Source organism: Marinobacter sp. S6332 (assembly GCF_023016045.1).
Lineage (GTDB): Bacteria > Pseudomonadota > Gammaproteobacteria > Pseudomonadales > Oleiphilaceae > Marinobacter.
In genome coordinates, this window is the sequence record NZ_JALKAP010000002.1 from 127,115 (window position 1) to 153,140 (window position 26,026).

A 26,026-nucleotide genomic window follows, 5' to 3' on the forward strand; every position below is an offset into this window, starting at 1 on the left:
CGGTCTAGTTTTTGACTCTAGCCAAGCCGAGAGAAGAGACGTTCAAACCCAACTCACCTCGGTACATGGCGTTGCCAATACCCAGCACTATGTTTTCCACCGTAAAGTTTGAGGACACAGCGCTGGCCCCACCGGGAGAGCGGGACTCCAGAACAAGTACCAGCCGCAGAAGATCCAGAAGGCGAATGACCAAATCCAGAACACCAAAATTTTCAGGCGCCTCATCTATTTGGGACAAAACATAAGCCTTGGCAGACTCCACAACAAAGGCTTCATGACTGGTTAGGTGTTCTATACCGAGACACTTGATGGATTCCACGCGCTGTTCCCGTTCACGCCGAATAGCCTCCATGCAAACCTGTTCTGAGTTTTCTGATACATCTCCCTGACGCAGAATACCCGCCAGCCGAAAATCCACCTTACCCTCACTACGCATCTTCTCGAACTCGCTCTTAAGGCTCTCTTTTGCATGGGGCAAATATCGGCGCACTGCGATATCGCGAGCCCGTTCCAAATCTTCTGTTGTAGCCAAATTCACCAGCGAGCTCATCACTCGCACACAGTGGAGCAAGTGTTCCCAAATAGCGGGTTCGATGGCGTCTGGATTGCTAGGTAAGACTCGCTTGATGGACACAAATTCAAAGTAAAGCGCCGTTACCTTCTGTTCCGAGAAATCAGAACTACGAATAATCCTGCGCAAACCCAGCTTTTCTATATCACCCAGAAGGCTGGGAATCAGCATTAGAACGTAATGTTGCGCACCTTCCGATATTGGCATTTCTGGTTAACGCTCCACTTTAGGACGACCTATACCATAGCTCTTTCCAGAGAGCGGTAAAACATCTCGCCTTTCAGTTTCGTTAATGTTTATCATTAACTCACAACTTTCTGATTCAGGGACGACATCAAACAATGGCGACACAACGCTTCCGGTACGCAACCAGCATACTTAAACGTAGTGCATTCCTCACCGTAACCGGATCATTTCTTCTAGTCTTGCTAGCTAGCACCTTCCTGCTGCTAGACCTTCCCAACCTCGAGGAGTTAGAGCTAAGCCAGCTATACCTGAATGAAAACGGCGACGTATATGTTGAGGTACCGCTCTTTAGCTTGGTTTTACTAATCAGCACCATTGTGTTGCTGGCCAAGCACAAGATTCGATTAGTTCTCACTAACGAAGGGCTTACAATCAACATCCCCCGACTAACCGGGCTAGGTTTTTGGGGCCTGACCACCGGCAGCCACCGCATCCCATTATCCGCCATCCAAAGTGTTGAACTGGCTCCCGCTAGTGGAGTTCAAAATATTCCACAGGCTATTCAAAAGGCGAGGCTTAGCATTATCACGCGCGAAAAAACCTATCGGCTGCAGCCCTACAATTTTTTAAGAGAAGGCGGCCCGGATCACCGGATGGGCTTTGGCGCATTATTCGGAAAATCCCAATCCAAGGCCGAAGCACTACTTGCTGAAGCCCCTCTCGTGCAAGCTCTATCCTTAGCGACAAACAACCTTAGCTTTACGACCACCCCTACAGATGACACCGGACCACTGGCAGGCCATTTCGATTTACTCCAGCATAAGGGCATGGTGATACAGCTGTTGCTTCTGGCAGGACTGGGTATATATGCTCTTGTTGACTACCTACTGCTCACCAACTTCTTAGTTGTCGGCGAATGGCCACTATGGCCGTTTGTTTTTGCCGGACTGTTAGCAAGTGCTCTGGGCATTCATTTGGGAAAAGGCGCACCAAAGGCGGAGCACATAGGGCTCGCCATCATCCTAGGCTTAGCCGGTGCTGTTGCGGTTTATCCCGGTTTGCAAAGATACACACTGATAGCTGCCTCAGCGCCTATCGAAATCACTTACCAAATGACTAAAACTGGGTACTTTGAACACGCCAGCTACCCGAGCATTGATCAACGCGAAAGCGGCATTACCGAATATTGGGAAAGCCTAACGCTGGGGGCAAACTATTCCTTTTCTCTGTATGAGCCAGTGATGGGATTTACGATGGTGGATATGGCGCCCGTTTACGCGAAAAGCCGGGCTTTTTATGAAGCCGCAGAGCAATAACGTTCACGCCCGCGCAATTTTGTACAATACCGAGATTCAGGATCGCAGCAGACTCCTCACTCATAATTTCGAGATGAGGACTGTTTCAATGTCATTCGCCTTACTTCTGCCAATGGCCGCCTTTGCGCTGGCGGCCTCGATTTCACCTGGACCGGTGAACCTTGTTTGTCTCAGTAGCGGCACCCGATACCGGTTGCGCCAAGGCTTTTGGTTCGTATCCGGAGCAACGCTTGGGTTTATCGCACTGTTTCTTGCTATCGGGCTGGGATTGCATTCTGCCTTGGTGTGGATTCCCGGGTTCGATCGATTGCTCACTTGGGCAGGCATCGCATTTCTGCTCTATCTCAGCTACCGACTGGCGACCGATGACGGGAAAATTTCAGACAAAGCTCTGGGAAACGCTCCCGGATTTTGGACCGGCGCTGCGATGCAATGGCTGAACCCAAAAGCCTGGTTTGCGTCCGCATCAGGTATTGGAGCCTACACATCCGGCGGCGACCTTATACAACTGGCCGTGTTTTCCAGCCTTTATTTACCTATTTGCTGGCTGTCACTTAGCACTTGGGTATTGGCAGGGCGATTTCTGCGCCAGTATGTTCAGAGGCCGGGCCTACTTCGAACGGTAAACTGCGTGCTCGCCGCATTGCTATTGATCAGTTGCCTGTACCTTATACTCGGTCAGGATGCCGCTTTGGCGATCGGCTATATTGACCCGGCGTCGCAGCAACCAACCGTTTAAAAACTTTTTGAAAATGCGGTTGGTCAAAAAAACCAGCCGCCAGAGCTGCATCAGCAATGGGAGCGCCCTGCCGAATAGCCCGTTGCCCAAGCTGAACACGTCGATTAATCTGATAGGCGTGAGGTGTCATGCCATAGTATTTTCGGAACACCCGAACCAGATGCGAAGGAGACACACCAGCACGCTCCGCCATCCACTCAACAGACAACTCATCCGTGCAGTGAACATCAAGATATCGGGCCAGTTCCCGTAGCGATTCAGGGGCGGGTGGGAACGGCTTTTCGGCCTGCCCAGCCGCTCCAGATATCGATACCATCACCTCAGACAAAAACGCTTCTACGTCATGCTCTTTTTGCTCTGATGACACACCATTATCCAGCAGGCGGTCGGCCAGTGCCTGAAAGCCGGAATATAAAACCGCAGACGTAGTGACGTCGCAATGTATATCCTGCCAAACCGGCGCATCCAAAAACCCCAGGCGAAACCTCAAACTAGCAAGCCAGGACGCATCCACATACAACATCAGATAAGCCCAGGGTTGGTTATCTACCGGATTGCAGGCATGGACCCATTCCGGGTTCATGAACACCAACGAACCTTCACTTACGTGATATTGGCGCCCAACGTATTCAAAGGTACTCTCCCCAGCGGTAATCGCGCCCATCGACCATTGCGTATGAGTATGGGGCGCATAGCAGACAGTACGGCCATCGCTGACTTGTCGTAACTCAACGTGCGGTAACTCGCTGTCTCGCCAGAAAACCGGCTGTGTCGATGTGGGCCTGTTCATTGGGCCGGTCATTAGGCTGGTTCCATTTCTCTACTCTTGGCCTTGCGCGCCATATGGAGCACGCCCACGCCAAGCGCCATCACCAGCAGCGTGAGCCACAGGCCGTTCGTATAGTTACCTTCAACGTCCGCCAGATAACCCACGATAGCAGGCGCCAGCATCTGGGCGATACCATAACTGAAGGTAAGTCGGCTCATCGGTCGGGAAGGGTTTTCCGGGAACACTCGGCCCACCATTGCCAGCATCATGCTGACAATACCAATAAAACTGGCGCCGTAAATCACAGCACTGAGCATGACGCTTGCCATACTCGTGTCCATGATCAGCATCAGTATACTGACCGCGTTGAGCGTATAAGCAATGTAGAGAGCCGTCCACTGCCCCCAACGGCGGGAGAACACATCCCATAACCAGCAAGCGGGTGTGGCCGCCAGCCCGGCAATCAGCCAGATAAGCCAGCCACGACCACTAAGCTCGGGTATGGATTCAGCAATAGCCACCAAAAAGGTTGCGGTTACAACATATCCGACACCGGCACAAAAGTAGGCCAACTGCAGTATAACGATAAACCGGCTTCGGTCTTCGCCAGCAACCACACCCCCGGTTCGCGGCAAGGCACAGGCACGGTAGTCTGGCGTCCAACGCCACACTGGAACAATCAGCACCAGCCCTACCAGCCCGTAAATGACCCACTGCTGATCCCAGGTGAAGGGGTCTTTTATTAACTCTGCCAGCACGGCAGTAAGAACAATGCCTAGCCCAATGCCTGAAAAAAACACGCCAAGTTCGGACTTTTCGTTGTTCCTGATCAACCAACTCATTAATAAACCGGCACCGAGCAGCATGCCTGCAGAAGTACTCAGGCCGGAGACAAAACGCAGCAAGAACCACAACCACACGTCGGTGGTATATCCCATAAGCACCGTAGAAACCACAGCCACAACAAGGCCGAGCTGATACAGCTTCACCTTAAGATCAAGATCACTGATCCGGGTAATCAGAAGCGCCCCGGTGAGATAACCGGCATAGTTCACCGTCGCCAACATGCCAACAACGGACTGGCTAAGCCCGAGCGCTTCTACCATCTCTGGAATCATCGGCGTGTAGGAGAACCGGGCTATACCGACCATCACGACAACCGCGATTACGCTGGCCGCCAACACCCTTATTGTTTCTATTGTTTTCACAGGGTTCTCCACACTCAGGGCAACTTCAGAACGCTACCAGATCATGCCCGGCTTAGAAACTTGCGCTCTTCCACGTTGATCTTAATACGATCACCCGTGGAGATATGCTCAGGAACCTGAACCACCAAACCAGTAGCCATTCTTGCCGGCTTGGTACGAGCAGTCGCAGAGCCGCCTTTAACCGATGGATCTGTTTCCTCAATTTCGAGCTCAACGGTTGGTGGCAGAGCCAAGGCAACCGGGGATTCACTCACCAGAATCACCATTACTCCCTGAGTGTCTTCAGTGATGAACAGCAACTCGTCGGCAATCGCTTCACGGTTCAAGCTGTACTGAGTGAAGTCTTCGCTATCCATGAAGACGTATTCATCGCCATCAGAGTAGGAAAAAGTGGCGGGCCTGCGCACAAGATCGGCAAGATTCAGCATATCGGAATCTTTAAAGGTTTCGTCGATCTTATTGCCCGTAACTACATCGTACATCCGCATACGGTATAGACTTCCGCCAGCACGCCCCTGAGGAACAGAGCGCTCGATATCCTTGACGAAATACACCCGACCTTCGTATTCAACTGCAGAATTTTTCTTAATTTCACTTGCTCTAGGCATTTTTTATAGCTCCAAAACAATCTCTAAACGCATCCATACCGGGCATACGCCGGCGTGTTTTTTTCACCCGACAATTCTACCCTCAGACCTGCCCTGCTGATACAGGGCGATCGGATACTATAAGCCATTCAGGTAAAAGCTTCCCGAGCCTATAACCAGATTCGCAAAAGAAATAGCAATTTGATGTAAGCTATGCAGCATTATGACTATCACCGTTGCTCTCGCCTGACTTTAGGCCAACTCAGCACGCATGGTCGGCACGCTCACGGCTAAACTGAAAGGTGTTATGAAAGTACCCAAGAGATTACAACCTCTGGTCGACGACGGCCTTGTGGACGAAGTGCTTTACCAGCTTATGAGCGGTAAAGAAGCACAGGTTTACGTGGTGCGGTGTGGCGACCAAGTACGCTGCGCAAAAGTGTTCAAAGAAGAAAAAAAGCGCAGTTTCAAGCAGGCTGTTGAGTACCAAGAAGGTAGAAAAGTACGCAATAGCCGCCGGGCTAGGGCCATGAGCAAAAAAACACGCTACGGCCAGAAAGAGCAGGAAGACGCTTGGCTTAATGCCGAAGTGGATGCCCTGTACCGACTTGCAGAAGCCGGTGTGCGCGTACCTGAGCCCAAGGGCTTCGTGGACGGCGTGTTGCTGATGGAACTGATAGCCGATGCCGATGGCAAAGCCGCTCCGCGTCTTGATGATGTCACCCTAACTCCTGAGCAGGCTCGTGATTACCACGGCCGTATTATCGCCGAGATAGTTCGCATGCTGAGCGCGGGGCTTATCCACGGTGACTTGTCGGAGTTCAACGTACTCGTAGACAGCAGTGGGCCGGTAATTATTGACCTGCCCCAAGCAGTTAACGCTGCGGGTAATAACAACGCTGAGCGAATGCTAGAGCGGGACGTAGACAATATGCGTCGCTACTTTGCCAAGTACGCACCCGACCTGCTTGTTACCGACTATGGCAAAGAAATCTGGGCGCTTTACGAAAGTGGCGATCTGCACCCCAACAGCAAGCTGACCGGCTGCTTTGAGCACGACACCGCCAGCGCTGATGTAGAAGAGCTTATGGCCGTGATTGATGCGGCAAAAGAGGAAGAAAGGGAGCGGATTGAACGTATGCAGGATGACGACGAGGATTAACCCTCGTCGTTCCAGTGCTTACCAAGCAAGCCAGATAACGTGTTTTGCGCCCTTCCCCGGGCGATGGGCGCGCACGGTTACCGCCTCTGCCGAGAGCCCCGCGCGCTTCAGGCGCTCAGTAAATGCAGGATCTTGCCCGGCCGACCAATAGGCCAGAACGCCCTCAGGCCGCAACGCTTCCTGTGCTGCGGCAATGCCCGCAGCAGAATACAACCAGTCATTTTCTTTTCGCGTAAGCCCTTCAGGGCCATTGTCGATATCCAGCATAATGGCGTCGTAACTGGCTGGTGACTCTTTGATAAGCTGCACCACATCGCCGATGTGTACCTTGGCACGCGGGTCTTTTAGCGGATAGCCTGAAGCACTACCCAGAGGGCCGAGATTCCACTGTTCCACCTCAGGCACGAGTTCGGCAACGGTGACTTCGGCAGTATCGCCTAATGAATGCAACGCAGCTGCAAGGGTGAACCCCATGCCCAGCCCACCTATGAGCACTTTTGGTGCAGGATGATCGGCAATGCGTTCGCAGGCCAGTGTTGCCAACGCATCTTCGGAACCATGCAAACGGGTATTCATTAACTCGCCGCTGGTGCCTGCAATGCGGATAGAAAATTCATCGTTGCGCTGCAGCAGCCTCAGTTCGGTACCCTTGCCGGGAATAATTGCATTGCCTAGCAACTCGAAGCGAGCCATACAAACCTCTGAAGATAGAATACCGGGAGTGCGGTTAGGGATGGGAGTAAATCAGATTTGAGCGAGAATTGCCCGTTCAGTTTCGCAAGGAAGCAGGCCGGTCAGCCAAGACTCAACAACAACCTCGCCCAACTGATTCGAAAGCACGGCTTCCGCCTTTGCGCGATTCGTCTCATCTGCTTCGGTAATCGTGAACACACAGGTAATGGTATCGCCAAAATAGACGGGTCTGCGAAACCTAAAATTCATGCCGGACGCCAGCCAGCCAATCTGGCCACCCACCTCAGTAATCATGCCACCGACCAGCAGACCATGGCATATTTTGCCCCGAAACCCTTTGGCAGCAGTGAAGCGTTCATCGTAATGAACCGGGTTCATATCCCTGCTTATTTCGCCGAATGCTAGCGTGTCATTCTCGGTAAAGGTGCGGGTAACCGTAAAAACGTCGCCCGCCTTGAGACCCCGAACGGCCTGTTCTCGAATATGTGTCACTCAGGGTTCTCCGGGATCTCAGTATGGTAGTAAAAAGCTTAGGCGCGCGCAGCGAGGCGGCGTTCAACCCATGAATGATAAAGCTTTGCCAAAGTGGGTCGAATCAAAGGTAAAGAAATCAGCCAAGCCAGCGGTTTCAGCACGAAGACTCGCGACATTAGCAATATGTAGGCGTCCATCTCGCGATGAATTTCACCTTGATCATCCTTCACATGCAGCTCTCGAAGCGCTTTGTCCGGGTCTACGCCCTGCCGGCGCAGTTCGTCGTCCCGGCCTGTGATATCCAACCAGTCGACCGATTCACCGGTCTTCCCCGCCAGCTTTTCATACCAGCGTCGATCCTTTCTGCAGGTGGAGCAGGAGCCATCATAAAAAACGATCAACTTGCCTTGCGTGCGATTCATAAGAGCCCTCCAAGAACAACGAAAGCCTGAGTGACAGCTTATCATATCCAGTCACTCGGCTTTACTCCGCCTTTAGGCTCCAGCCTAATAAAGACAGAGTCAGGACTGCAACTGGCGCACATCTGCCAGAAACTGATCAACAACCGCGGGTGTCGTGGCCCAGGAGCACATGAAGCGCGCACTACCACCAATAAAGTTGTAGAAACGCCATCCCTTGGCCCGCAAAGCAGCTTGTAAGACCTCGGGCATTTCTACAAACACACCGTTTACCTGTCTTGGATACCGGAGCTTAATCCCTGGCAGCCCGGCCAGTCCGTCTGCAAGCCTTTTCGCACTGGCATTGGCATGGCGTGCGTTTTCCAGCCAAACACTGTTCTCCAGCAACCCGCACCAGGGTGCCGATATGTACCGCATTTTAGACGCCAGTTGCCCTGCCTGTTTGCAGCGCCACTCAAAGTCTTCAGCCAAGGCCTTATTAAAAAACACCACGGCCTCTCCCAACGCCAAACCATTCTTGGTGCCGGAGAAACAAAGTACATCAACACCCACCTTCCAAGTTATTTCTGAAGGGTGCACATCCAGAGCCGCCACTGCATTCGCAAACCGCGCACCGTCCATGTGGATATTCAACTTGTACTGATCCGCCAGAGTACGAATATCACGGAGTTCGTCCGGCGTATAAATTGTGCCCACTTCCGTTGCCTGGGTGAGACTCACTGCCTTGGGCTTCGGGTAGTGGATATCTGTGCGTTTGGTCACCAAGTGTTCGATGCTCTCTGGAGTGAGCTTTCCGTTCTCACCCTGCCCCAACAAGAGTTTGGCACCATTGGAAGCGTATTCCGGCCCACCGCATTCGTCGGTTTCAATATGCGCCAACTCATGACAAATCACGCTGTGGAAGGATTGCCCCATAGATGCCAAGGCCAGCGAGTTTGCTGCGGTGCCATTGAACACAAAGTAAACGTCGCAATCTGTATCGAACAAAGACCGCAATCCGTCTGATGCACGCTGCGTCCAGCTATCCTCGCCATAGGCGGGCTCATCCATTCTGTTTGCGGCCTCCATTGCCTTCCAAGCCTGAGGGCAAACACCACTGTAATTATCGCTGGCAAACTGCTCTGATCGTGACACGGCAAAGCGCTCCTAGTTTTGTTTTAAGCATGATGAAAGGTTTTGGCCGTTCGCTCAAACGTCAAAGCCATACGCTCGAACATACCCTCAATGGTTGCTGTTTGCGCATCTGGCTCTTTGGCTTCGTAGATAGCTCTTAAAAGCCCAGCGCTGGCTTCTCTAAACCGCGAGTTCATAGTGCCACGCGCACTCATCAAATAGGTATCTGCCAGTACCTGCTGCCATTCTGCCAATTTTGCATCAACTGCCGTATTTCGATGATTTTTGATCCGCCGACGCAAGCGGATAGACATGTGCCCTATATTGAGCCCGGTAAAGCCCAAATCCGTCATAACACGGCTTGAGTTGCCCGATGCCTGATCATAATTTGCAAGCCGCAGCAGGCGCTCTCCCATACGCCCGTTAAACCAGTTTTCGGGACGACGTTGAAAATCGATGGCAGTTAGGTCACGCGCTGTGGCCTTCAGCAGCCGGCGCTGCATCGTTTGGCCATCCAAAGGTGTAATCAATTTGAACACCCAATAAAGAACGCTAATACCTACAAAAAGCCCTAACGCATTACTGGTTGCCACCTCGGTATTAAACGTCATGTGGTTGCCGGGTTGAATAATAAGTGTAAAGGGAATGCAGAAGCCCAGCCCATACGGCAGAGTCGGCCGTTCGGCAAGCGCCAACAGACCGATAAAAAACGGGCCAGCAAGCACGAGCACCAACATTTCAAAGTCTCCGCTGCTTTTCGACAATAGGCCCAGCCCGAAAAACAATGCCGTGGGAATCGCCACCACAACGCCAAGCAACAGGTGCCGCAACATAACGGTAAGTACCACCAACGAAAAGCGGGCAAACATCACCGAAAACACCACAGGCATGATCATCAACATAATGGCCGCCTGACTACCTGTGCTTAACCAGATAGTTGCCCCAATCACGAACACGACCGCTGTTCGAAAGCCGTTAACCACACCTATCAATGGGTCTCTATGGGTTTTCAACTTGGAAGCTTTGAGCAATGTCTGGTCGCGGTTTTCCAGTGCATTGTAGGCACGCAAGACCATAACCAGATCCGCTACCAACTCCACGGCCGTTTGGCTAAGGCGAGTAACAATTGCGGCCTCATCCACATAAGCGGCTTTATGCTCTAGAAGCGCTCGCCTCAACTCCTGAGCCTGACGGTAAGATTCGTCATAGCTATCAGCCTCTGCGATTGCAATGAAAAGCGCCCTCATGTCCGCCAACAGCCTGCCGAATGCAGGGGAAACCAAATCCGGATGATTTCGTGGAAATCGCCCCATAATTTGTGTGACTGCCAGCAGAGACATCACCTTGTTACAAAGCAGGTTAGCGGCTCGGCTGCGCCCCGGCCCCTCTGGCCCTTCATAGGCAACCGCGCTGGAATCATCGTTCAAAATAACCAGAGTTTCGAGAATCTGATCGGCGAGCTGATGTCGCTGTTCATGGGTACTGTTTGGGTCCAACTCCAGCGAGAGATACTCAAGCGTATCGTTGATCACATTGCGGGAATGCAGGCGAAGGCTATCTTTTACCGTCACCGGCCACAACAACTGGCTAACCAACATAGCGCAGAGAGCGCCTACGGCTATTTCACTGATACGGGATTGGGCAATATCAAACACTGCGCGGCCGTCGGCAGCACTTGGGTCGGCCATGACCATGATAACCACCAAACCAGCCGTCATGCCCGACATAGCAAAGGCATAGATAAAGTTGGTGTTGTGCACCATGGAAGATGCAGCTGAATTCAAACCAATCCAAAGCGTAAGAGAGGCTAACGCGAGCAGTGGATAAGGCATAAAAAATGCGAGGATGAGAATGCCCACGCCACCGCCTACCACAGAACCGGAAATTTGGCAGAGAGCCTTTTCGATCACCAACCCGCTTTCCGGGCGAATCTGCAAGAAAACGGCGGAAACCAGCGCCCAGTAGGGACGATCAAGCTGCAAGTACATAGAAACAAACAAGGCAAGCGCCATGGATATCACCCCTTTCAGGGCAAATATCACGCTACGCTTGTTTGGCGTTAAAAGCTGGGCCAGTAGCGGTGGTAGCGTTATTGTGGCCACTTGATTACTCGTCTTCCGGAGTTCTTTCCGCGTCAGTTTCCAGATAAATGGAAACCGTCATTCCAGCGCTAATGATCACATCATCCGGAAGAGGGTCGAGGGCTATATCCACCGGGATTCGTTGGGCAAGGCGTACCCAGTTGAAGGCTTGCTGCACTTGCGGCAGCATCTGGCTATCACTGCTGGTATTCGAGTCCGCAATACCACGGGCAATGCTTATTACTTTGCCGCTTAGTTTTTTACCGCCGGAAAGTAGCGTAATCCGGGCCTTCTGCCCAACGTGCACCATTTGCAGCTTGGTTTCTTCAAAATATCCGGTTACGTAAAAGGAGTCGCTTTGAATCAGCGATAACACCGGAGCCCCCCGGGATACATAATTGCCCCGGCGCAGAGTGAGGTTATTAACAATGCCCGTTTCCGGAGCCACTACTTTTGACCGCTCCAAATCAATCCGGGCGGTGTCAAGCTCAGCTTGGGCAAGTTGATAGCTGGCTTTGGCTGTCTCGGCACGAATGCGGTACGCCTCAAGACTTTCTTCACTAATGGATTGGCGATCCGCCATACGTTGTCGCCGTTCGTATTGGTGTTGAGCGAGATCCCAGCCCGTGCGCTCTTGGGCGAGCCGCGCGCTGCTCTCTGCGAACCTTGCCCGGTAGCGGGTATCGTCTATGGCAAACAGCGGATCGCCTTTACGAACGAGCAGATTATTTTTTACATTCAAATCAGTTACCCAGCCGGACACATCGGGCGCAATAGTGATGATATCTGCGCGAATGCGCCCGTCCCGTGTCCAGGGCGAGTACAGATAGTGATCCCACACCCAGGTCCCGGCAACAATGGCAACCACTACCACAAATAATGTCAGTCCAATACGCGCAAGCTTTCCCATGAATGCCCTTTAGTCCCCGAACAAATAAACAATAGCGGCCAGATAACAGACAAAGATGCCCACATCAAACCAAGCTTCCTTCCAGATATAGCGGCGCAAGCTAAAATGATGCAAGACAAGCCGCGTAGAGGCAGCCAGAATAAAGGCCATAGGCACCAGCACCACAAAGGGGCTGAACAGCATTCCACCAATACTCATTTCGTGAAGCATAACATCCTTACTTTCGGCTCTTGCTACCGTGAATCGCTGCCAAGTGTTTGATCATAGGTGCCGTTTAAGCAATTGGCCAGCACGCATGTGCTAGAGTAACGGCTGTATTTACGACACGAGTTTACGAAGGATGTCCTCCGCTACTGTCTTTGCTGTCTTCGCCGTTATTTTCATTGCACTGGCTGTGTTCTATCTATTCTTTTACCGCTCCTGGCGGCGAGATCGGGAGCTCAGACAACCTTTCCCGAAAGCTTGGCGAAAACACCTACAAACAACGGTACCTCTATACCGCCTACTCTCGAAACAGCTTCAAAAAACTCTGGAGAATCAGGTTCAGCTATTCCTTGCCGAAAAGAATTTTTACGGGTGCGACGGGTTTGAGATAAACGATCGTGTGCGGGTAGCGATAGCTGGGCACGCTTGCCTTTTGACCGTCATGCGCTCGTACAGTGACTACAACGAAGTGCGCAGCATTCTTGTTTACCCGGATGTGTACCGAGTACAAGCGCAGGAGCGCGACGGGATGGTGGTTGGCGTGAGCGACCAAGTCCGGGCCGGAGAGGCCTCATCGCTGGGGCAAGTTGTGCTGGCGTGGGCGGAATGCGAAAGCGGCGCCATGCAACCGAGAAGCCCACACAATGTGATTCTTCACGAATTTGCACACCAGCTAGACTACCTGGATGGATCCGCCGACGGCGCGCCGCCCCTCAGCGGGGAACAAGCCGAAGAGTGGCAACAAACCATGACCATAGCCTATGACAACCTGCGCCACTCACTAAGGCATCATCGTAAAAGCTGGCTTGATCCCTACGGCGCCACAAAGCCAGCTGAGTTCTTTGCTGTGCTAACAGAAACGTTTTATCAGCAGCCACAACACCTGAAAGAACAGCAGCCAGCGGTGTATGACCTGCTTAGCGATTTCTATCGGATAAATACCGGCGAGTTGCCCCAGAGCTAACTCGCCCCAAATTGCTCTTAGGCCTTAACCCCCAAGTTCTCCGAATCTTTCTTGATGCTTTGATCCAACAGCTCAAGGTAACCGGCTTTTGTTTTCACCTTGGTCTGGGCGTGTGCTCTCATATTTAGCTTTCGGAAGCCTTGAGCCAGTTCATTCGCACGGTTCATGAGCTGTTCCGGAGCAACCACTTCATCCAAGTATCCGGCTTCCACAGCGCCTTCCGGGCTATAGATTTCAGCGTTGATAACCGAGCGATAGAAATGCGCGGGCGCCAAGCGGTGTCGCGCAATTTCGATACCTGCATAGTGCATGGTCATGCCAATGGCCACCTCATTAAGACCAAGCTTGAAACTGCCTTCAACACCTACCCGGTAGTCCACCGACAGCATGATAAACGCCGCCTTGGCAATGGCGTGGCCGCTGCATGCGCCAATAATCGGTAACGGGAAAGCTGCCAGGCGCCGGGCTAAAGTTGAGCCTACGGTAACCAGAGCTTCAGCTTCTTTCATGCCCTTTTGCATTTCTTTCAAATCATAACCGGCGGAGAATATTCCCGGCTGACCGGTCAGAATAACTACGGCCTTGTCTTTCTCTGCCTGATCAAGAGCGCTATTAAGCTGCTCAAATACTTGATGGCTCAGCGCATTCGCCTTCCCGTTATTGATGGCAATTGTCGCGACACCGTCGTTCAGTGTGTAGGTTACTAAGTCGGTCACCGGCGTTTCCTCTTAATGGAGATAAGTCTGATTTCGCAGAACTTTGCCAGCTTATGCTGGCCGCCACAAATTATTCTTCGCCAAAATCCATGTCATTCTCGTCTCAGCCGTTACGCCGCTGGAGTGACATCCGCAATTGAGCGCTAAAACCTTTCTTTGACGACAGAGGAATAAGAAAGCTCTCACCCTCAAGCTCGGCTTTGCTTCCTCCGCGCTCACTCCACTGTTCATCCGTGGTTACGTAACGCAGATTCCAGCCATCCCCAGCTGGGGTCATTTTGAGGGTGAGCGTGTCACGATATAGGTACTCCCCTTCCACTCTATGTTCTGTCCATAGAGCACCGTCAACAAAGTAATCCGTTGCCGAAACCGCAAGTTCAACTGTCATCACCATCGTTCGCCCCCGCTCAACGGTAATCTTTGAGCTATCAAGAAAGGTGGAGAACAACATGGGGGAGCGGGCGGAATTCAGCCCGGCTTTTTTCGGCTTCATCATTTCGTCAAATTTTCGCAAAACCGCACTGAAGGTTTCCTTGCGCCTTTCCGTCAGCCGGAAACTGCGCGCTCCTCTGGGTGATACAGTGGCCTCGAAGTAATAGGAGGCGCGAACCCTGCGGCCTTCTTTGCGCGCTTTCTCGACAGATGGCGGCAATGGTAAGGATTCCACATCCATCACGCCGTCTATACGCACGTCCCCAAACAGAAAGCGCACGAGGTTTTGGTAGCCGTCCTCAGAATTAACAATGCCATAGGGGCCACTGTGGCTACGGTATATGAAAGCTCTGGGCGCCCCCTGAATACTGGCATTTTCGATAGCCACCAGACCATCGCTCATCTTGCCCGCCAACCACTTCGAAACACCTTTGGCAGCGCCGTAATCTTGCTGGTTGGTTCCGACCAAACAAAAGAACCGATCCGGCTCAAACTTACCATCGAGAGAATCTACCCGTTCGGGCTTGCCATCGAACCCAAGATACTCCGCCATGGTTGCGCGGTTAAAGTTGTTGATATCCCAAAGCCCAAGAAACGCCGGCACGTTGATTCCGGCCATTTCTATGCCGTTGTGGGGCGTGGCATAGGTAAACACCTTATCCACCATTTTCCGCACAGCTGGCGTACTGATTCCGCCATTCTGCAAAAGGCAGCGGCACACTAGGCCACCCATGGAATGCGCTACGAGGTTTACCCGAAACTCCGCCCGGAGTGCTGCATCATCACCGCATAGGTGATCTCGAATATTGAGTATCAAGTCCCCTAACTGCAGTGCTGCAGCAGGAATGGATAGCGGCTTGCCCTCACCAAAATCCCTATCTGCTTGGTCATAGTAACGATAGATAACAACGGTTTTATGAGTAATCTCCCGGTCTACCTCGGCACCATCGGAAAACGCATCGGTGTAACCGTAATCCTTCATTAAGCGCATCATTGGCGATTCGAATACTTGTTTGTAGACGGCTCCATCCCATGATTGGCGCACCTTTGTAGCGCCTAGATTGAAGCCCATATAGGGCATGGATACGGTATCGGCTATTTCGCTGGCGGTCATGGCATAGCCACGAACATAAATGATGGGGTTAAACTGACTCATGAGACGTGCATCCTTTCAGGCTGATCCCAGCCTAGATGCATGCGATATTCGTTCCGGGAGGTTCTTTATTTGGTAGAAGCGAGCACTTGCGTAAAGCTGTCTCAAGTGGCCTGAAAGGATGTGTAAAAAAGGCTGACAAATGCAAGCCCAGAAAAGCCCCTAAAAAAAGTAGTAGCGAACGATCTGCGCAATAATCAGCACCGCAACCAACGGGAAAATAAAACGCGATAGGTTGCCGCTGCTCCGCCCATCGTCTTTCGGGGCATACTTTTCCACAAGGGGCAGCACCACAATCAGAGTCACAAATAAAACAGCAAGAATAATCAGTAGCGCTTTCATCAATTTTCTCCTTGGCTATCAATGCTCAGCCCGCTACTTTTCATTACTGGAGGATAATGGATATCAGCCTTGTGAAAACAACAGTTCTGGCATTCAGCCCTCTTGTGTCAGCCAGCGCCTCATACGCCGGAGGCCCCCATCATGCGCGTCTGGAGCTGGTTACCTATACGCCCGACACCGACTGGTACGAAGGCTTGGTCATGTTCAAATGTAGCGCTTCGCACTGAGATTTTGTTCACCGGCGATTTTGGCTGTCGCAGACGGGTGGCAGACTTCAATGAATTTCCCTAAATATTTCAAATCGTCGATGACATCAACAATCTTGCCTTGGGCGACAGGCTCCATTGCCTCTAGCGTTTGTTTCCAACGCTCTTGCTCGAGTTGCTGCCTATCTATGTATTCCGACAATGTCTGATTGATTACCCAGCCTTTTGAAGCGGCCACCTCAATGCTAATAGAACCCAAACTACAGAAAAGACCACGGGGAATGAAAATAGATGTAGATACTCAGCTTCATTGATTTGAAGTTGAGTTGTAACTACCCCACCAAGCAACCCTGCAATCATCGGCGGCCAATGGTTTTGTGTGTAGCGTACTCCACATTTTGGACAGACTACTGAGGCTCTCCTTAATAAGGGGAACATTTGCCTCTTCGAAACTTCAAACTCTTCTAAGCATTTTGTGCATTTCATGTCAGACACCTAACGAGACTGTCGCCCCCGCCCCTTTTCCCGGTGACGCCCCTGCGTGAAATCTGGGTGCGTTTTCGATGATGACGGCCCAGACTTTAAAAGAATAGTCGCTAGTTCTGGTACATTTATTGATCAACTCTAACCGAATCCAGACCTTCAACGTTTTCCTACAACCTCAACGCCCGGCTAACGCGCCGGTTTGGAGCCGCTAAGCGGCGGAAAATCGGCCGCTGTGCGGCCGCTGGTTATGCCCCATGCCCGATTTCGGATACAGCGGTCCAAGGACGAATATTCTTCAACTGATCCTCTAGGGCATCTTCGGCAATCTCAGTGTCGTAGGCTGCCTGAGCTCGCAACCAGTAGCCGTTAGACAAACCAAAGAAACGACAGAGTCGCAGGTCCGTGTCTGCGGTAATCGAACGTTTTCCCGCGATGATTTGGCCTATTCTCTGAGCCGGCACCCCAATTTCTTTGGCCAGGCGGTATTGCGAAATGCCCATCGGCTCCAGAAAATCTTCTTTGAGTAACTCGCCTGGCGTGACAGCATCAATGTTGCGCATGAGCCACCTCCTAATGGTAATCAACAATTTCAACATCTTCCGCGCCAGCCTTGGCCCAGCGGAAGCAAACCCGGAACTGTTTGTTGATTCGAATGCTGTGCTGACCTTGGCGGTCACCATGCAATGGTTCCAACATATTTCCGGGCGGTACTTTCAAATCATCCAACTGGCTTGCAGCTTGGAGTTGCCGAATTTTCCTCAAGGCAACTCGCTCGAAATTAACGAAGCGCCTGACGCGGCGTCCGCTTGCCAGTTTCTCGGTATCCTTACACTTGAACGATATGATCATGGCTTAATGATGACGGGGCGCGCTATTAACGTCAAGCGTTATTATCTGACGGATGGATCTGGAGAAAGGCATAACACCAGCAATAAACGGCGCCCTGACAAGGGCGTCCGGTGGAGGCCGAAGGCCGGAACGAACTACAACCATTTGTTAGGTTGCTCTCAAAATTCCTCAATTTCGACTACGTCCGGTCCCATCTCAATCCAGCTGCGCAGAAGCCAGGGAGGTTTATTGATGAACGCATACTCGCGTAGCTCTATTTCGTAGTCCTTTTTCTCCAAACCAGCGATCCGATAGGTGGCTGGGTATCCACAGTCGCATCCGATAATAGAGGGAACAATGCTCTTGTAACCAAGTACCAGTGTTCCAGATTCAGATTCAAGAACCTTATAGTTCCCGAAGAGCCAGGAAGTGCCGCAGTTTGGCGACAGTGTTATATCAATGACTGCAACATCCTCATGCCATACGATCTTGCTCTCGTTAACCTGAGAATTCGCGCGGCAATAGCTAAACGAAAAATCCAGCTCTTCAGGCGCTTCGTGATCGAAATACTCTTGAACCACCGTGGCCCCGGCCGCCAAGTGAAATAAAAGAGCCAGCACGCCTGACAGAACACAAGCCAAGCCAATCAACGAAAATTTTAATGCTCGATTCATGTGCTCGACCAATCTAACGCCGCTAAGCACGCGCGGTTGCGGAATGGAGGCGAAGCCGCAATGCAGTAACCGTCGCCGTGACTTGCATGGTTATAACTTTTTTTAAGTTACAACCTCCGCGCCCCAGCCATCGTAAACTCCAGCATGTTGCTCTGCAATTGACTCAAATTCTCGGGTAAGCCTTTGCATGGCAGACAACCTCGGAACCATTCTCTTTACTGCTTTGCAAGAAAATTCCAAGCCATATTCGCCTCTATAGACTTCAACCTCAAAACCTCTTTCGGCAACCTTCTTGGCAACCGCCCTTGCAGATTCCTCCGATCTAAAATCGAACCAGAAATCTATCTCATGCGGCTTATTCAGGTCTGAGCCATTTTTCTTTAAAGCCTTCAATACCTGCTCATCCTTATCCGCTCTTCCAAAAAGACTCTTGAAAATGTTCATGCCTCCCTCTTATAACGCTTTTGTTCAGCGGCGACCTTTTTGCAGCGAAGCGGAGAAAAGGGCGTCCGGTGGAGGGCCTCTGGGCCCGGAACGAACTGGAACAATTTGTTAGAACCTCGATACCCATTATGGCTCAGCAGGCGAAAGTCGCCCGATAGCCTCATCGGCCAAATCCAAGCGCCCCGCCTCAAGCGCAATTTGCTGGAACGCCATGAGAGCAAAAGTGCCTGAGAAACGTATAACTTCTGCCACTTCCTCAGCGTCATAATTTGGCTCAACGCTATTTCCCGAGAATCTACGACCTGCCTGAAGTGCCCCTCCGTGCGTATAGCTGTTCATTGCGCTCCAGGAGTTCCCTTTGAGTCCAGAAAGAACCCCATCGCCAAACCCTGGAACAGTCTCAACGGCGGATACTAATTGGCCAAACCTCAAACTCAGCCTGTCGGATTGATAGTTCTGAATTTCCGGATCTGTTGCACAGTGCCTCAGCCAAACGCCTCTGACAAAAGTTTCGAATAGTGAACGAACTAGTGCGAAGGCTGAGCCATAGATTTGGTCACGGACCAAAACCACAATACCGAGGTGATGCTCTATCACTAGGTCATGGCACGATATGGACAAGGACGAGCGCGTTCCCCCGTGCAACTCCAGGCCGTCTAAACGCTCGGCAATCCAATCATGCAATTCAAAAGCCCTAGACACTAATTCTTGAGTCATATCGTTCTAACAGCTAATTATACGAACGAGTTCGCATATCACTCATTCGCAAAACTCCATTCAAATATACTCAAAAGAAAAAGGTTTTATCAATAAAAACAGAATCTTGAGCATCAACCGCCAAGACTAGCGCCGGTGTTATACGCCCTCTCTCGGGTCGTTCGCGCTCTCGCTATGGGCGTATAACTCCGCCGTTCTTGCTCTTACTTTCAAACCTTATCAGATAGTTACAGCTATTTCTCATATGCCTTCTGGAGTTTTGCGAATGCGTTCGTATAACTCCGCTACGCCTCGCGCCTTGACCTCAGTCGCAACCGGTATTCTTTGCTACATTCAGCTTTCAGCCATGGAGGTGCGGCTGTGCCTAAATCACCTTTCTGCAACCGGTTCGCACCGAAATTAGAGCTAAGCAGTACAGCTATCGAACCGAGAAAACCTATCTCAGCCGGGTTCGCCAGTTCATTCTCTTTAATGACAAAAGAGCGCCTCGGGGTGATGGGCAAACGCGCGGCTTAAGAGTTATCCCGTAAATCTGTGGATAACTTTGTGAAAAGGCGCGGGACAAGCCAGTTCAGGCCAGTTAAAACGGGCGTTCGACAAATATGACCGTTAACTGACCAGATTATTTACTGCTCAATTATACCCCGCGCTGAGCTACCCTTTTCAGCAGCCGTTACTCTGCAGCCATTGGTCGATTTGGCCCTTGTTCATGGCGCCACTTTGGCGAGCGAGCTCGCGGCCATTGCGGAACAAAATCAATGTAGGGATGCTGCGGATACTGTATTGCCCTGCCGGGCCGGGGTGCTCTTCCGTACTAAGCTTGGCAAAACGCACTTTGCCTTTCCAGCCACGCGCTGCCTGCTCAAATTGCGGCGCCATCATTTTGCAGGGGCCGCACCAGCTCGCCCAGAAATCTACCAGCACCGGCAAGTCGCTGCGGCCCGTATGGGCTGCAAAGTTTTGCCCTGTAAGCTCAAGTAGGCTCTCTGGCCACAACGGCTGTTTACAAGCACCGCAATTACCGCCCGATGCCAAACGGGCAGCAGGCACACGGTTAACCTTGTCACAGTGTGGACAAACCACATGTTTAAGATCGTCACTCATGCATCCACCTCACAATACACAAAGTTGGTAAATCTAGAAGCTGGAAAGTTCATCTTGCAGGTCTTTTTTCAGCTCGTTCGCTTCGGTTATCCACAGGGTCTTGTCTGCACCCGGAAATACCCCCACTAACAACCCGTCTTTCGATAAACCCGGCACCCACTTTTTGAAAAAATCCGGCAGCGAAATGCTTTTCGGAGTCAGTTCATCAGATCCCTTGGCATATTCAACCGCGAACTCCGAGCTGGGCCAAACCGGGAGGTGGGCCACGCCATCGTCTTCTGAAACGATGGACAGAAAGCGGCTATCGGAATTAACAAGGATCCAGATCTCCCGCTCTTCCAGAACAGCGCTTAGAAAGTAGTCGTATCTCTCTTCGCCATCCATTTCGAGTACGCTGGTTAACTGCTCATCACTCATAGTCTGGTTCTCTGTTTTATAAATTTAGCTTACGGAGCTTGGGTACTGGAACGCTGCGCTTTTCGGTACATCCATGCAAGGCCAAGCAGGGCGAGCCCCAACCCCATAAAGGCCGCAACGCGCCACAAACCTTGCAAGCCAGCCATATCGATAAGGAAAATTTTACCAATTACAATCCCCAACAAAGCCATGCCAGCCTTATACAAGATAATATGGGCATTCTTCGTGGAATAAACAGTGGAGTACAGGATTGCCACAATGGCGTAGACCATGCCGACTACGGAATAGGTATACAGCTCCCCCTCTGTTACGCCATGCCAAAGTTCGATATCGCTCCCTTGCCAGAGCTGGCGAATTTGCAAAGCAGTGAATAGAAGGAACCCTGCCCCAGCAACACACAGTGACCAAAGCTTGGGCGCAATTTGCGGGAACCGGCTGATAACAAGAGCCAAAAGTACCGGACCACCAAAAGCAGGCAAGAGCATATTGAAGATGGGCGTGCTGCCAATGAAGTCACCGCTCCACCAAGGATTATGCAAAGTGGTCAGAGTTAGGTAGCTGATAACGGAGAGGGTCAGCAGAACCCATGAGAACAGTCGGTAGAGCCAAGCCAATGACTGACTGGATTTTGCCCGAACCGCATAAGTCACACTGAGAGCACCCCAAAGCAGCGTATTCATGGTTGCTTCGATCGGACTGTATTCGTGAGCAAATATATCGCCATCGTACAACCAGTAACGCAGCTCTGTGCCCAGGAACAACACCAGCAAATGCAGAGTGGCACCTTCCAACCAAGGGCGAATAGAATGGCCTTTCTCCGCAAGCCTTGTAGCCACAGCTGCCAGCAGAGTGGCGCCGCCATAAGTCCAAAGCGACCAGTGCACACTGGCATCATATCCTTGCAACCAGGGGTTGAAGGTAAGCCTTGCAACAACCAGAGCTAACACGCCTTTTAACATTAGGTACAGCTCAGGCATCTGATACCGCCTGGCCAGCCAGGTAAGGCTAACGAACTGAACCGATAAGGCCAGAGTGAGTGATGCCTCACGGAAGGCCATCACGGTCGCTAGTGAGTAACTTACGTGCGCTGCCATCAAGGCCCAGACCACGCCGCTCCCATAACGGGCCTGCCCTTCCATCCGCCAGGCCAGAACGCCGTATATTGCCCCAAGCACCAAGGTGGCAACCGCCCAAACAACCGATGTTGCGCCATAGCCCTGCAGCAACAGCCAGCCAAGCACCAGCCATACCAGCGGCGAAAGCAGGGTCAACGAGGCCCAGCGTCGCTGGCCAGCATAGCGTCCCCACAGCCAGAGGCCTAAACCAGTGGTGGTGATGGCGGCAGCAATCAGATAGCTGACAAAGCCAGCTTGCTGTGCCATGGGAATCTGCATCAGATAAAACAGATCGCCATCCATTCGACCCATGTACAACAGCCAACCCGCAGCACTGGCTAACACGGCACCCCACGGCAAAAACCACAGCGTACTCCGGCTCTGAGGGATCAAATTTGCAGCAGGCAGAATAAGCAGCCAGCTCCAAAACGCCGGGTTATCACCAGATTGATGTGCAATCGAAATACCCCAGATTGCCAATAGCGGCAGAAGTGCCTCGCGCAAACGTGAAGGGGCTGCCTGCTCTTGTCCCGGCAAAAACGCAAAAACAATAAACAAAGTGGTCAGATACACGGCCGTCGGCAGTTCAGTAGGCGCTGCAGCCACAGTGGCAGCCCACCAAAGCAAGGCCCCGGCCAGCGTGGCATACCAAAGCCAATCACGAAAAATGTAACGCATTAACAATAGAGAACTGACCGTAATCAGGAGGCTGTACGAGAGCACAAAGGCGACGCTGCCGTCTTCCCCACCGATAAGCAGAGGCACAATATAGGCACCACTCAGCCCCATAATGGCCAACAATGGGCCATGCACAAGAGCCAACACCATGGTGGCTAAGGAGACAACCGCGAGCATAATCAACCCGGCAACCGGGCTGATTAACTGGTAATGGTGAACACCGGCGAGCAATGCGGCGTATAGCGTAATACTGCCCCCACCCGCCAAGGCGGCAAACACCTGATCTGTACTCACGTGCCGCCTGCGCAGGTATTCCGCGCCAGCGTGCAGGGCAACGCCCGTAATTAGGGCGAGCAACAGTTGCTGCACAGGGCCAATCAGCCCGGCGTTAATGGAATGGCTAACCATAAAAATGCCAGCGAGCGCGACACTTAGGCCACCTAGCCAAACCATCCAGTTTTCTTTTAGGGCGGCCACCACAGGAGAAGACTCACGAGGCGCAACTGGAGTATGCGGCGTTGGTTCTGGTGTTTTTTCGGGTTCTGGCTCCTCAGGCTGACTCACTATCACTTCGGCAGGCTTAACAAAAACCGACGTCTGAGTGTCTTGCTCTTGGGCGCCTGAAGCCTGCCCCTGTTTAACATGCGAACGCAATTCGTTCAGCTCAAGACCCAGCGAAGCAACCTCGGCCTTTAACACATCAATACGAGCGTCTTGCTCATTCCGCTTTAGGAAAGCCAGAAGGCCCAGGGCAGAGCCCACAGGTATGAACAGTGCGAGTCCAACGCCAAGCAAAATAAGTATCGCTTCCAAATCCCTTTACCTTTTTTAAGAATCCCGTCCGGTGCAATTCAAGCCGATGGTGCAGCCTGGCAGTCTAGCTTTTTCGGAGCAATAGCTCACCCAAAAAGGACACTACCCAAAAGCCGCACTTTACGTTAAGGTCAACGTCAACCAATAAGACTCGGTTTTACCCAAACCGGAAAAATTGGCAGAAGGAGCCTGTCGCAACACCGGCAGGGTTGCATATTGCGTTCTATACTCTGGAAAAACACCGGCAGATAGGACAAGGCTCCATAATTTAACGAGGCCCTCATAAGGGGCATTCTGTTCCTCAAGCCATCACCCCAGGACGAGGATTATGACAACAACAAAATCCAAAACCGTTTATACCCCTGTTTTTACGGACGGTGCGGAATATCGCATACCGACCTTCAAACTTCTCAAGCAGGACGGCTCCCTCTACAAAGGTGGCAAAGCTCCTGACATTGATAAAGAGAAGGCCCTGCGAATTTACCACGCCATGGTTACTACCCGCGTGTTGGACGAGCGTATGTTGGGTGCTCAGCGCCAAGGCCGCCTCAGCTTCTACATGCAGTGCACCGGCGAAGAAGCTGCCATTATTGGTAGTACCGCAGCGCTCGACGATGCGGATATGATTATGGCGCAGTACCGTGAGCAAGGCGCGCTGGCCTATCGTGGTTTTACCATTGACGAGTTCATGAACCAGTTGTTCGGCAATGAGAAAGACTACGGCAAGGGCCGCCAAATGCCGGTTCACTATGGCTCCAGCAAGCTCAACTACATGACCATTTCATCTCCTCTGGCCACCCAGATTCCACAGGCTACCGGCTACGCCTATGGCCAGAAAATGGCCGGGGATGGGCATTGCACCATTGTCTACTTCGGTGAGGGCGCCGCTTCGGAAGGCGACTTCCACGCCGGCCTAAACATGGCCGCTGTACACCGCGTCCCTGCAATTTTCTTCTGTCGCAACAATGGCTATGCCATTTCCACCCCTGCTGACGAACAGTTTGCCGCCGATGGCATAGCGCCCCGTGGCTTTGGCTACAAAATGGACACTATTCGCGTAGACGGCAACGATATTCTGGCCGTTTATCAAGCCACTGAAGCCGCCCGCAAGCTTGCCGTTGAAGAGAACCGCCCGGTTTTGATCGAAGCCATGTCTTACCGGCTGGCAGCCCATTCGTCATCGGATGACCCTTCGGGTTATCGCAGCAAAGACGAAGAAGCTGTGTGGCGCGAAAAAGACCCCATTCTGCGCATGCAAAACTGGCTCACCAAGAAAAAATGGTGGAGTGAGGGTGAAGAGAAAGAGTTGCAGGAACGCCTGCGCCGCGAAGTGCTCGAAACCATGAAGCGGGCCCAAAAACTGCCACCGCCCCCGCTGGAAACTCTGGTAACGGATGTTTACGACGAAGTGCCCCCGCTGCTGAGCGCGCAGTTTGAAAAATTAAAGGCACACATTCGCAAATATCCCGATGAGTACCCCAAGTCGGCTATTCACGTTCAGGGAGGGGCATAACATGGCCAAGATGAACATGCTGCAAGCCATCAACGACGCCCTTGATCTGGCGATGGCTGCTAACGACAAAGTTTTGTGTTTTGGTGAAGATGTGGGCGTTTTTGGTGGCGTATTCCGCGCCACCAGCAACCTGCAACAAAAGTACGGCAAAGACCGCTGTTTCAACACGCCTCTGGTGGAACAAGGCATTATCGGTTTCGCTAACGGTCTGGCGGCCCAAGGCTCGTTCCCGGTAGCCGAAATTCAGTTTGCCGACTACATATTCCCCGCCTTCGACCAGATTGTTAACGAGTCCGCAAAGTTCCGGTACCGCTCGGGCAACCTGTTCAATGTGGGCAACCTGACCATCCGAACACCCTACGGCGGCGGCATAGCCGGTGGTTTGTATCACTCCCAGTCACCTGAAGCCTACTTCGCCCACACCCCGGGCTTGAAAATTGTGGTGCCACGCAACCCGCACCAGGCGAAAGGTCTGCTACTGGCCTCCATCAACGACCCCAACCCCACCCTGTTCTTCGAGCCAAAGCGTCTGTACCGGGCTTCTGTTGGCGAAGTGCCTGAGGGCGAGTATCAACTGCCTCTGGGCGAAGCCGAAGTCCTCAAAGAAGGCACCGATGTAACGGTGCTGGGCTGGGGCGCGCAAATGGAAGTGATCGATAAAGCGGTCGAAATGGCCGAAAAAGAAGGCTTCTCCTGCGAAGTCATTGATCTGCGCACCATCCTGCCTTGGGATGTAGAAACCGTCGCTGAATCCGTACTTAAAACTGGGCGTTTGGTCATCACCCACGAAGCACCTCTTACGGGAGGCTTTGCCGGCGAGATAGCCGCAACGATTCAGGAACGTTGTTTCCTCTATCTGGAATCGCCTATCGCACGGGTTACCGGGATGGATACCCCCTTCCCGCTGGTGCTTGAGAAAGAGCACTTCCCCAACCACCTGAAGGTCTATGAGGCCATTCGGGAAAGCGTCGAATTCTAAGCGGATATCCGGA

General features: G+C 52.1%; 31 protein-coding genes. 8 read left to right on the forward strand and 23 right to left on the reverse strand.

What is annotated here, in order from left to right:
• Positions 1-4: 4 nt before the first annotated feature.
• Entirely contained in the window at positions 5-778 is a 774-nt protein-coding gene (locus MWU62_RS03210) for a hypothetical protein (RefSeq protein WP_247113462.1), read from the reverse strand.
• Between the two features lie 134 nt (positions 779-912).
• Between MWU62_RS03210 and MWU62_RS03215 the strand changes: the two genes are divergently transcribed.
• On the forward strand, positions 913-2,073 hold the full coding sequence (locus MWU62_RS03215; RefSeq protein WP_247113463.1) for a hypothetical protein: 1,161 nt from the start codon (positions 913-915) through the stop codon (positions 2,071-2,073).
• An 88-nt stretch (positions 2,074-2,161) separates the two neighbouring features.
• Positions 2,162-2,812, forward strand: a complete 651-nt coding sequence (locus MWU62_RS03220; RefSeq protein ID WP_247113465.1) for a LysE family translocator — start codon at positions 2,162-2,164, stop codon at positions 2,810-2,812.
• Here MWU62_RS03220 and MWU62_RS03225 read toward each other — a convergent pair.
• The 3 genes from MWU62_RS03225 to yeiP are packed head-to-tail and all read right to left on the reverse strand — an operon-like array spanning position 2,742 to position 5,397.
• Positions 2,742-3,614: an AraC family transcriptional regulator gene (locus MWU62_RS03225; RefSeq protein WP_247113467.1), complete on the reverse strand. Its 873-nt coding sequence runs from the start codon at positions 3,612-3,614 to the stop codon at positions 2,742-2,744. The genes MWU62_RS03220 and MWU62_RS03225 overlap by 71 nt on opposite strands.
• Positions 3,614-4,789 carry a YbfB/YjiJ family MFS transporter gene (locus MWU62_RS03230; RefSeq protein ID WP_247113468.1) on the reverse strand — a complete coding sequence of 392 codons (1,176 nt, stop codon included), beginning with the start codon at positions 4,787-4,789 and terminating at the stop codon, positions 3,614-3,616. The genes MWU62_RS03225 and MWU62_RS03230 overlap by 1 nt, the downstream gene beginning before the upstream one ends.
• A 41-nt stretch (positions 4,790-4,830) precedes the next feature.
• Positions 4,831-5,397, reverse strand: a complete 567-nt coding sequence (gene yeiP / locus MWU62_RS03235; protein ID WP_247113470.1) for an elongation factor P-like protein YeiP — start codon at positions 5,395-5,397, stop codon at positions 4,831-4,833.
• Between the two features lie 286 nt (positions 5,398-5,683).
• Between yeiP and MWU62_RS03240 the strand changes: the two genes are divergently transcribed.
• A complete protein-coding gene (locus MWU62_RS03240; RefSeq protein ID WP_247113472.1) occupies positions 5,684-6,538 on the forward strand; it encodes a PA4780 family RIO1-like protein kinase in 855 nt (284 codons plus the stop codon).
• Positions 6,539-6,556: 18 nt separating this feature from the next.
• Here MWU62_RS03240 and MWU62_RS03245 read toward each other — a convergent pair whose 3' ends face one another.
• The 7 genes from MWU62_RS03245 to MWU62_RS03275 form a co-directional block, all read right to left on the reverse strand.
• Positions 6,557-7,231 carry a hypothetical protein gene (locus tag MWU62_RS03245; RefSeq protein ID WP_247113474.1) on the reverse strand — a complete coding sequence of 225 codons (675 nt, stop codon included), beginning with the start codon at positions 7,229-7,231 and terminating at the stop codon, positions 6,557-6,559.
• Positions 7,232-7,282: 51 nt separating this feature from the next.
• Positions 7,283-7,723, reverse strand: a complete 441-nt coding sequence (locus tag MWU62_RS03250; protein WP_247113475.1) for a MaoC family dehydratase — start codon at positions 7,721-7,723, stop codon at positions 7,283-7,285.
• Positions 7,724-7,761: 38 nt separating this feature from the next.
• Positions 7,762-8,127 carry a DUF393 domain-containing protein gene (locus MWU62_RS03255; protein WP_247113477.1) on the reverse strand — a complete coding sequence of 122 codons (366 nt, stop codon included), beginning with the start codon at positions 8,125-8,127 and terminating at the stop codon, positions 7,762-7,764.
• 99 nt (positions 8,128-8,226) lie between these two features.
• On the reverse strand, positions 8,227-9,258 hold the full coding sequence (locus MWU62_RS03260) for a low specificity L-threonine aldolase (RefSeq protein ID WP_247113479.1): 1,032 nt from the start codon (positions 9,256-9,258) through the stop codon (positions 8,227-8,229).
• Positions 9,259-9,281: 23 nt separating this feature from the next.
• Entirely contained in the window at positions 9,282-11,339 is a 2,058-nt protein-coding gene (locus MWU62_RS03265; protein WP_247113481.1) for an FUSC family protein, read from the reverse strand.
• 4 nt (positions 11,340-11,343) lie between these two features.
• Positions 11,344-12,228 (reverse strand): HlyD family secretion protein, encoded by an 885-nt coding sequence (locus MWU62_RS03270; RefSeq protein WP_247113483.1) that lies wholly within the window; start codon positions 12,226-12,228, stop codon positions 11,344-11,346.
• Positions 12,229-12,237: 9 nt separating this feature from the next.
• Positions 12,238-12,438, reverse strand: coding sequence for a DUF1656 domain-containing protein (locus MWU62_RS03275; protein ID WP_247113485.1), 201 nt, complete (start codon positions 12,436-12,438; stop codon positions 12,238-12,240).
• A 130-nt stretch (positions 12,439-12,568) separates the two neighbouring features.
• Here MWU62_RS03275 and MWU62_RS03280 point away from each other — a divergent pair, with 130 nt between their 5' ends.
• Complete coding sequence (locus MWU62_RS03280) at positions 12,569-13,396, forward strand: M90 family metallopeptidase (protein WP_247113487.1); 828 nt, start codon at positions 12,569-12,571, stop codon at positions 13,394-13,396.
• Between the two features lie 17 nt (positions 13,397-13,413).
• Here the strand turns inward: MWU62_RS03280 and MWU62_RS03285 are convergent, their stop codons facing one another.
• The 3 genes from MWU62_RS03285 to MWU62_RS03295 all read right to left on the reverse strand — a co-directional run bounded on the left by MWU62_RS03285 (position 13,414) and on the right by MWU62_RS03295 (position 16,039).
• On the reverse strand, positions 13,414-14,112 hold the full coding sequence (locus MWU62_RS03285; protein WP_247113489.1) for a crotonase/enoyl-CoA hydratase family protein: 699 nt from the start codon (positions 14,110-14,112) through the stop codon (positions 13,414-13,416).
• 103 nt (positions 14,113-14,215) lie between these two features.
• A complete protein-coding gene (locus tag MWU62_RS03290; protein WP_247113490.1) occupies positions 14,216-15,700 on the reverse strand; it encodes a hypothetical protein in 1,485 nt (494 codons plus the stop codon).
• A 159-nt stretch (positions 15,701-15,859) separates the two neighbouring features.
• Positions 15,860-16,039, reverse strand: coding sequence for a hypothetical protein (locus MWU62_RS03295; RefSeq protein ID WP_200365431.1), 180 nt, complete (start codon positions 16,037-16,039; stop codon positions 15,860-15,862).
• Between the two features lie 56 nt (positions 16,040-16,095).
• Between MWU62_RS03295 and MWU62_RS03300 the strand changes: the two genes are divergently transcribed.
• Positions 16,096-16,266, forward strand: coding sequence for a hypothetical protein (locus MWU62_RS03300; RefSeq protein WP_247113492.1), 171 nt, complete (start codon positions 16,096-16,098; stop codon positions 16,264-16,266).
• On the opposite strand, the gene MWU62_RS03305 is transcribed toward MWU62_RS03300, so the two are convergent.
• From MWU62_RS03305 to MWU62_RS03330, 6 genes are all read right to left on the reverse strand, one after another.
• Positions 16,244-16,504 carry a hypothetical protein gene (locus tag MWU62_RS03305; RefSeq protein WP_247113494.1) on the reverse strand — a complete coding sequence of 87 codons (261 nt, stop codon included), beginning with the start codon at positions 16,502-16,504 and terminating at the stop codon, positions 16,244-16,246. The genes MWU62_RS03300 and MWU62_RS03305 overlap by 23 nt on opposite strands.
• A 472-nt stretch (positions 16,505-16,976) precedes the next feature.
• Entirely contained in the window at positions 16,977-17,291 is a 315-nt protein-coding gene (locus MWU62_RS03310; protein WP_247113496.1) for a HigA family addiction module antitoxin, read from the reverse strand.
• 10 nt (positions 17,292-17,301) lie between these two features.
• The gene (locus tag MWU62_RS03315) at positions 17,302-17,580 is read right to left on the reverse strand and encodes a type II toxin-antitoxin system RelE/ParE family toxin (protein ID WP_247113498.1); all 279 of its coding nucleotides are present in this window, start codon (positions 17,578-17,580) and stop codon (positions 17,302-17,304) included.
• A gap of 158 nt (positions 17,581-17,738) precedes the next feature.
• Complete coding sequence (locus MWU62_RS03320; RefSeq protein WP_247113499.1) at positions 17,739-18,233, reverse strand: hypothetical protein; 495 nt, start codon at positions 18,231-18,233, stop codon at positions 17,739-17,741.
• Between the two features lie 102 nt (positions 18,234-18,335).
• Positions 18,336-18,677, reverse strand: coding sequence for a ribonuclease E inhibitor RraB (locus MWU62_RS03325; RefSeq protein WP_247113501.1), 342 nt, complete (start codon positions 18,675-18,677; stop codon positions 18,336-18,338).
• Positions 18,678-18,803: 126 nt separating this feature from the next.
• A complete protein-coding gene (locus MWU62_RS03330; RefSeq protein WP_247113503.1) occupies positions 18,804-19,016 on the reverse strand; it encodes a hypothetical protein in 213 nt (70 codons plus the stop codon).
• A gap of 755 nt (positions 19,017-19,771) precedes the next feature.
• Between MWU62_RS03330 and MWU62_RS03335 the strand changes: the two genes are divergently transcribed.
• Entirely contained in the window at positions 19,772-19,924 is a 153-nt protein-coding gene (locus MWU62_RS03335) for a phage integrase N-terminal SAM-like domain-containing protein (protein WP_281494792.1), read from the forward strand.
• 133 nt (positions 19,925-20,057) lie between these two features.
• Here MWU62_RS03335 and trxC read toward each other — a convergent pair whose 3' ends face one another.
• From trxC to MWU62_RS03350, 3 genes are read right to left on the reverse strand one after another with little or no spacing between them, the layout of a single operon-like run.
• Entirely contained in the window at positions 20,058-20,498 is a 441-nt protein-coding gene (gene trxC, locus MWU62_RS03340; RefSeq protein ID WP_247113504.1) for a thioredoxin TrxC, read from the reverse strand.
• 33 nt (positions 20,499-20,531) lie between these two features.
• Entirely contained in the window at positions 20,532-20,915 is a 384-nt protein-coding gene (locus tag MWU62_RS03345) for a DUF2750 domain-containing protein (protein ID WP_247113506.1), read from the reverse strand.
• A gap of 29 nt (positions 20,916-20,944) precedes the next feature.
• Entirely contained in the window at positions 20,945-23,521 is a 2,577-nt protein-coding gene (locus MWU62_RS03350; RefSeq protein WP_247113508.1) for a DUF2339 domain-containing protein, read from the reverse strand.
• 328 nt (positions 23,522-23,849) lie between these two features.
• Here MWU62_RS03350 and MWU62_RS03355 point away from each other — a divergent pair, with 328 nt between their 5' ends.
• Both MWU62_RS03355 and MWU62_RS03360 read left to right on the forward strand, forming a co-directional pair.
• Positions 23,850-25,034 carry a thiamine pyrophosphate-dependent dehydrogenase E1 component subunit alpha gene (locus MWU62_RS03355; protein WP_247113509.1) on the forward strand — a complete coding sequence of 395 codons (1,185 nt, stop codon included), beginning with the start codon at positions 23,850-23,852 and terminating at the stop codon, positions 25,032-25,034.
• Position 25,035: 1 nt separating this feature from the next.
• Entirely contained in the window at positions 25,036-26,013 is a 978-nt protein-coding gene (locus tag MWU62_RS03360) for a transketolase C-terminal domain-containing protein (RefSeq protein WP_200367423.1), read from the forward strand.
• Positions 26,014-26,026: the final 13 nt, after the last annotated feature.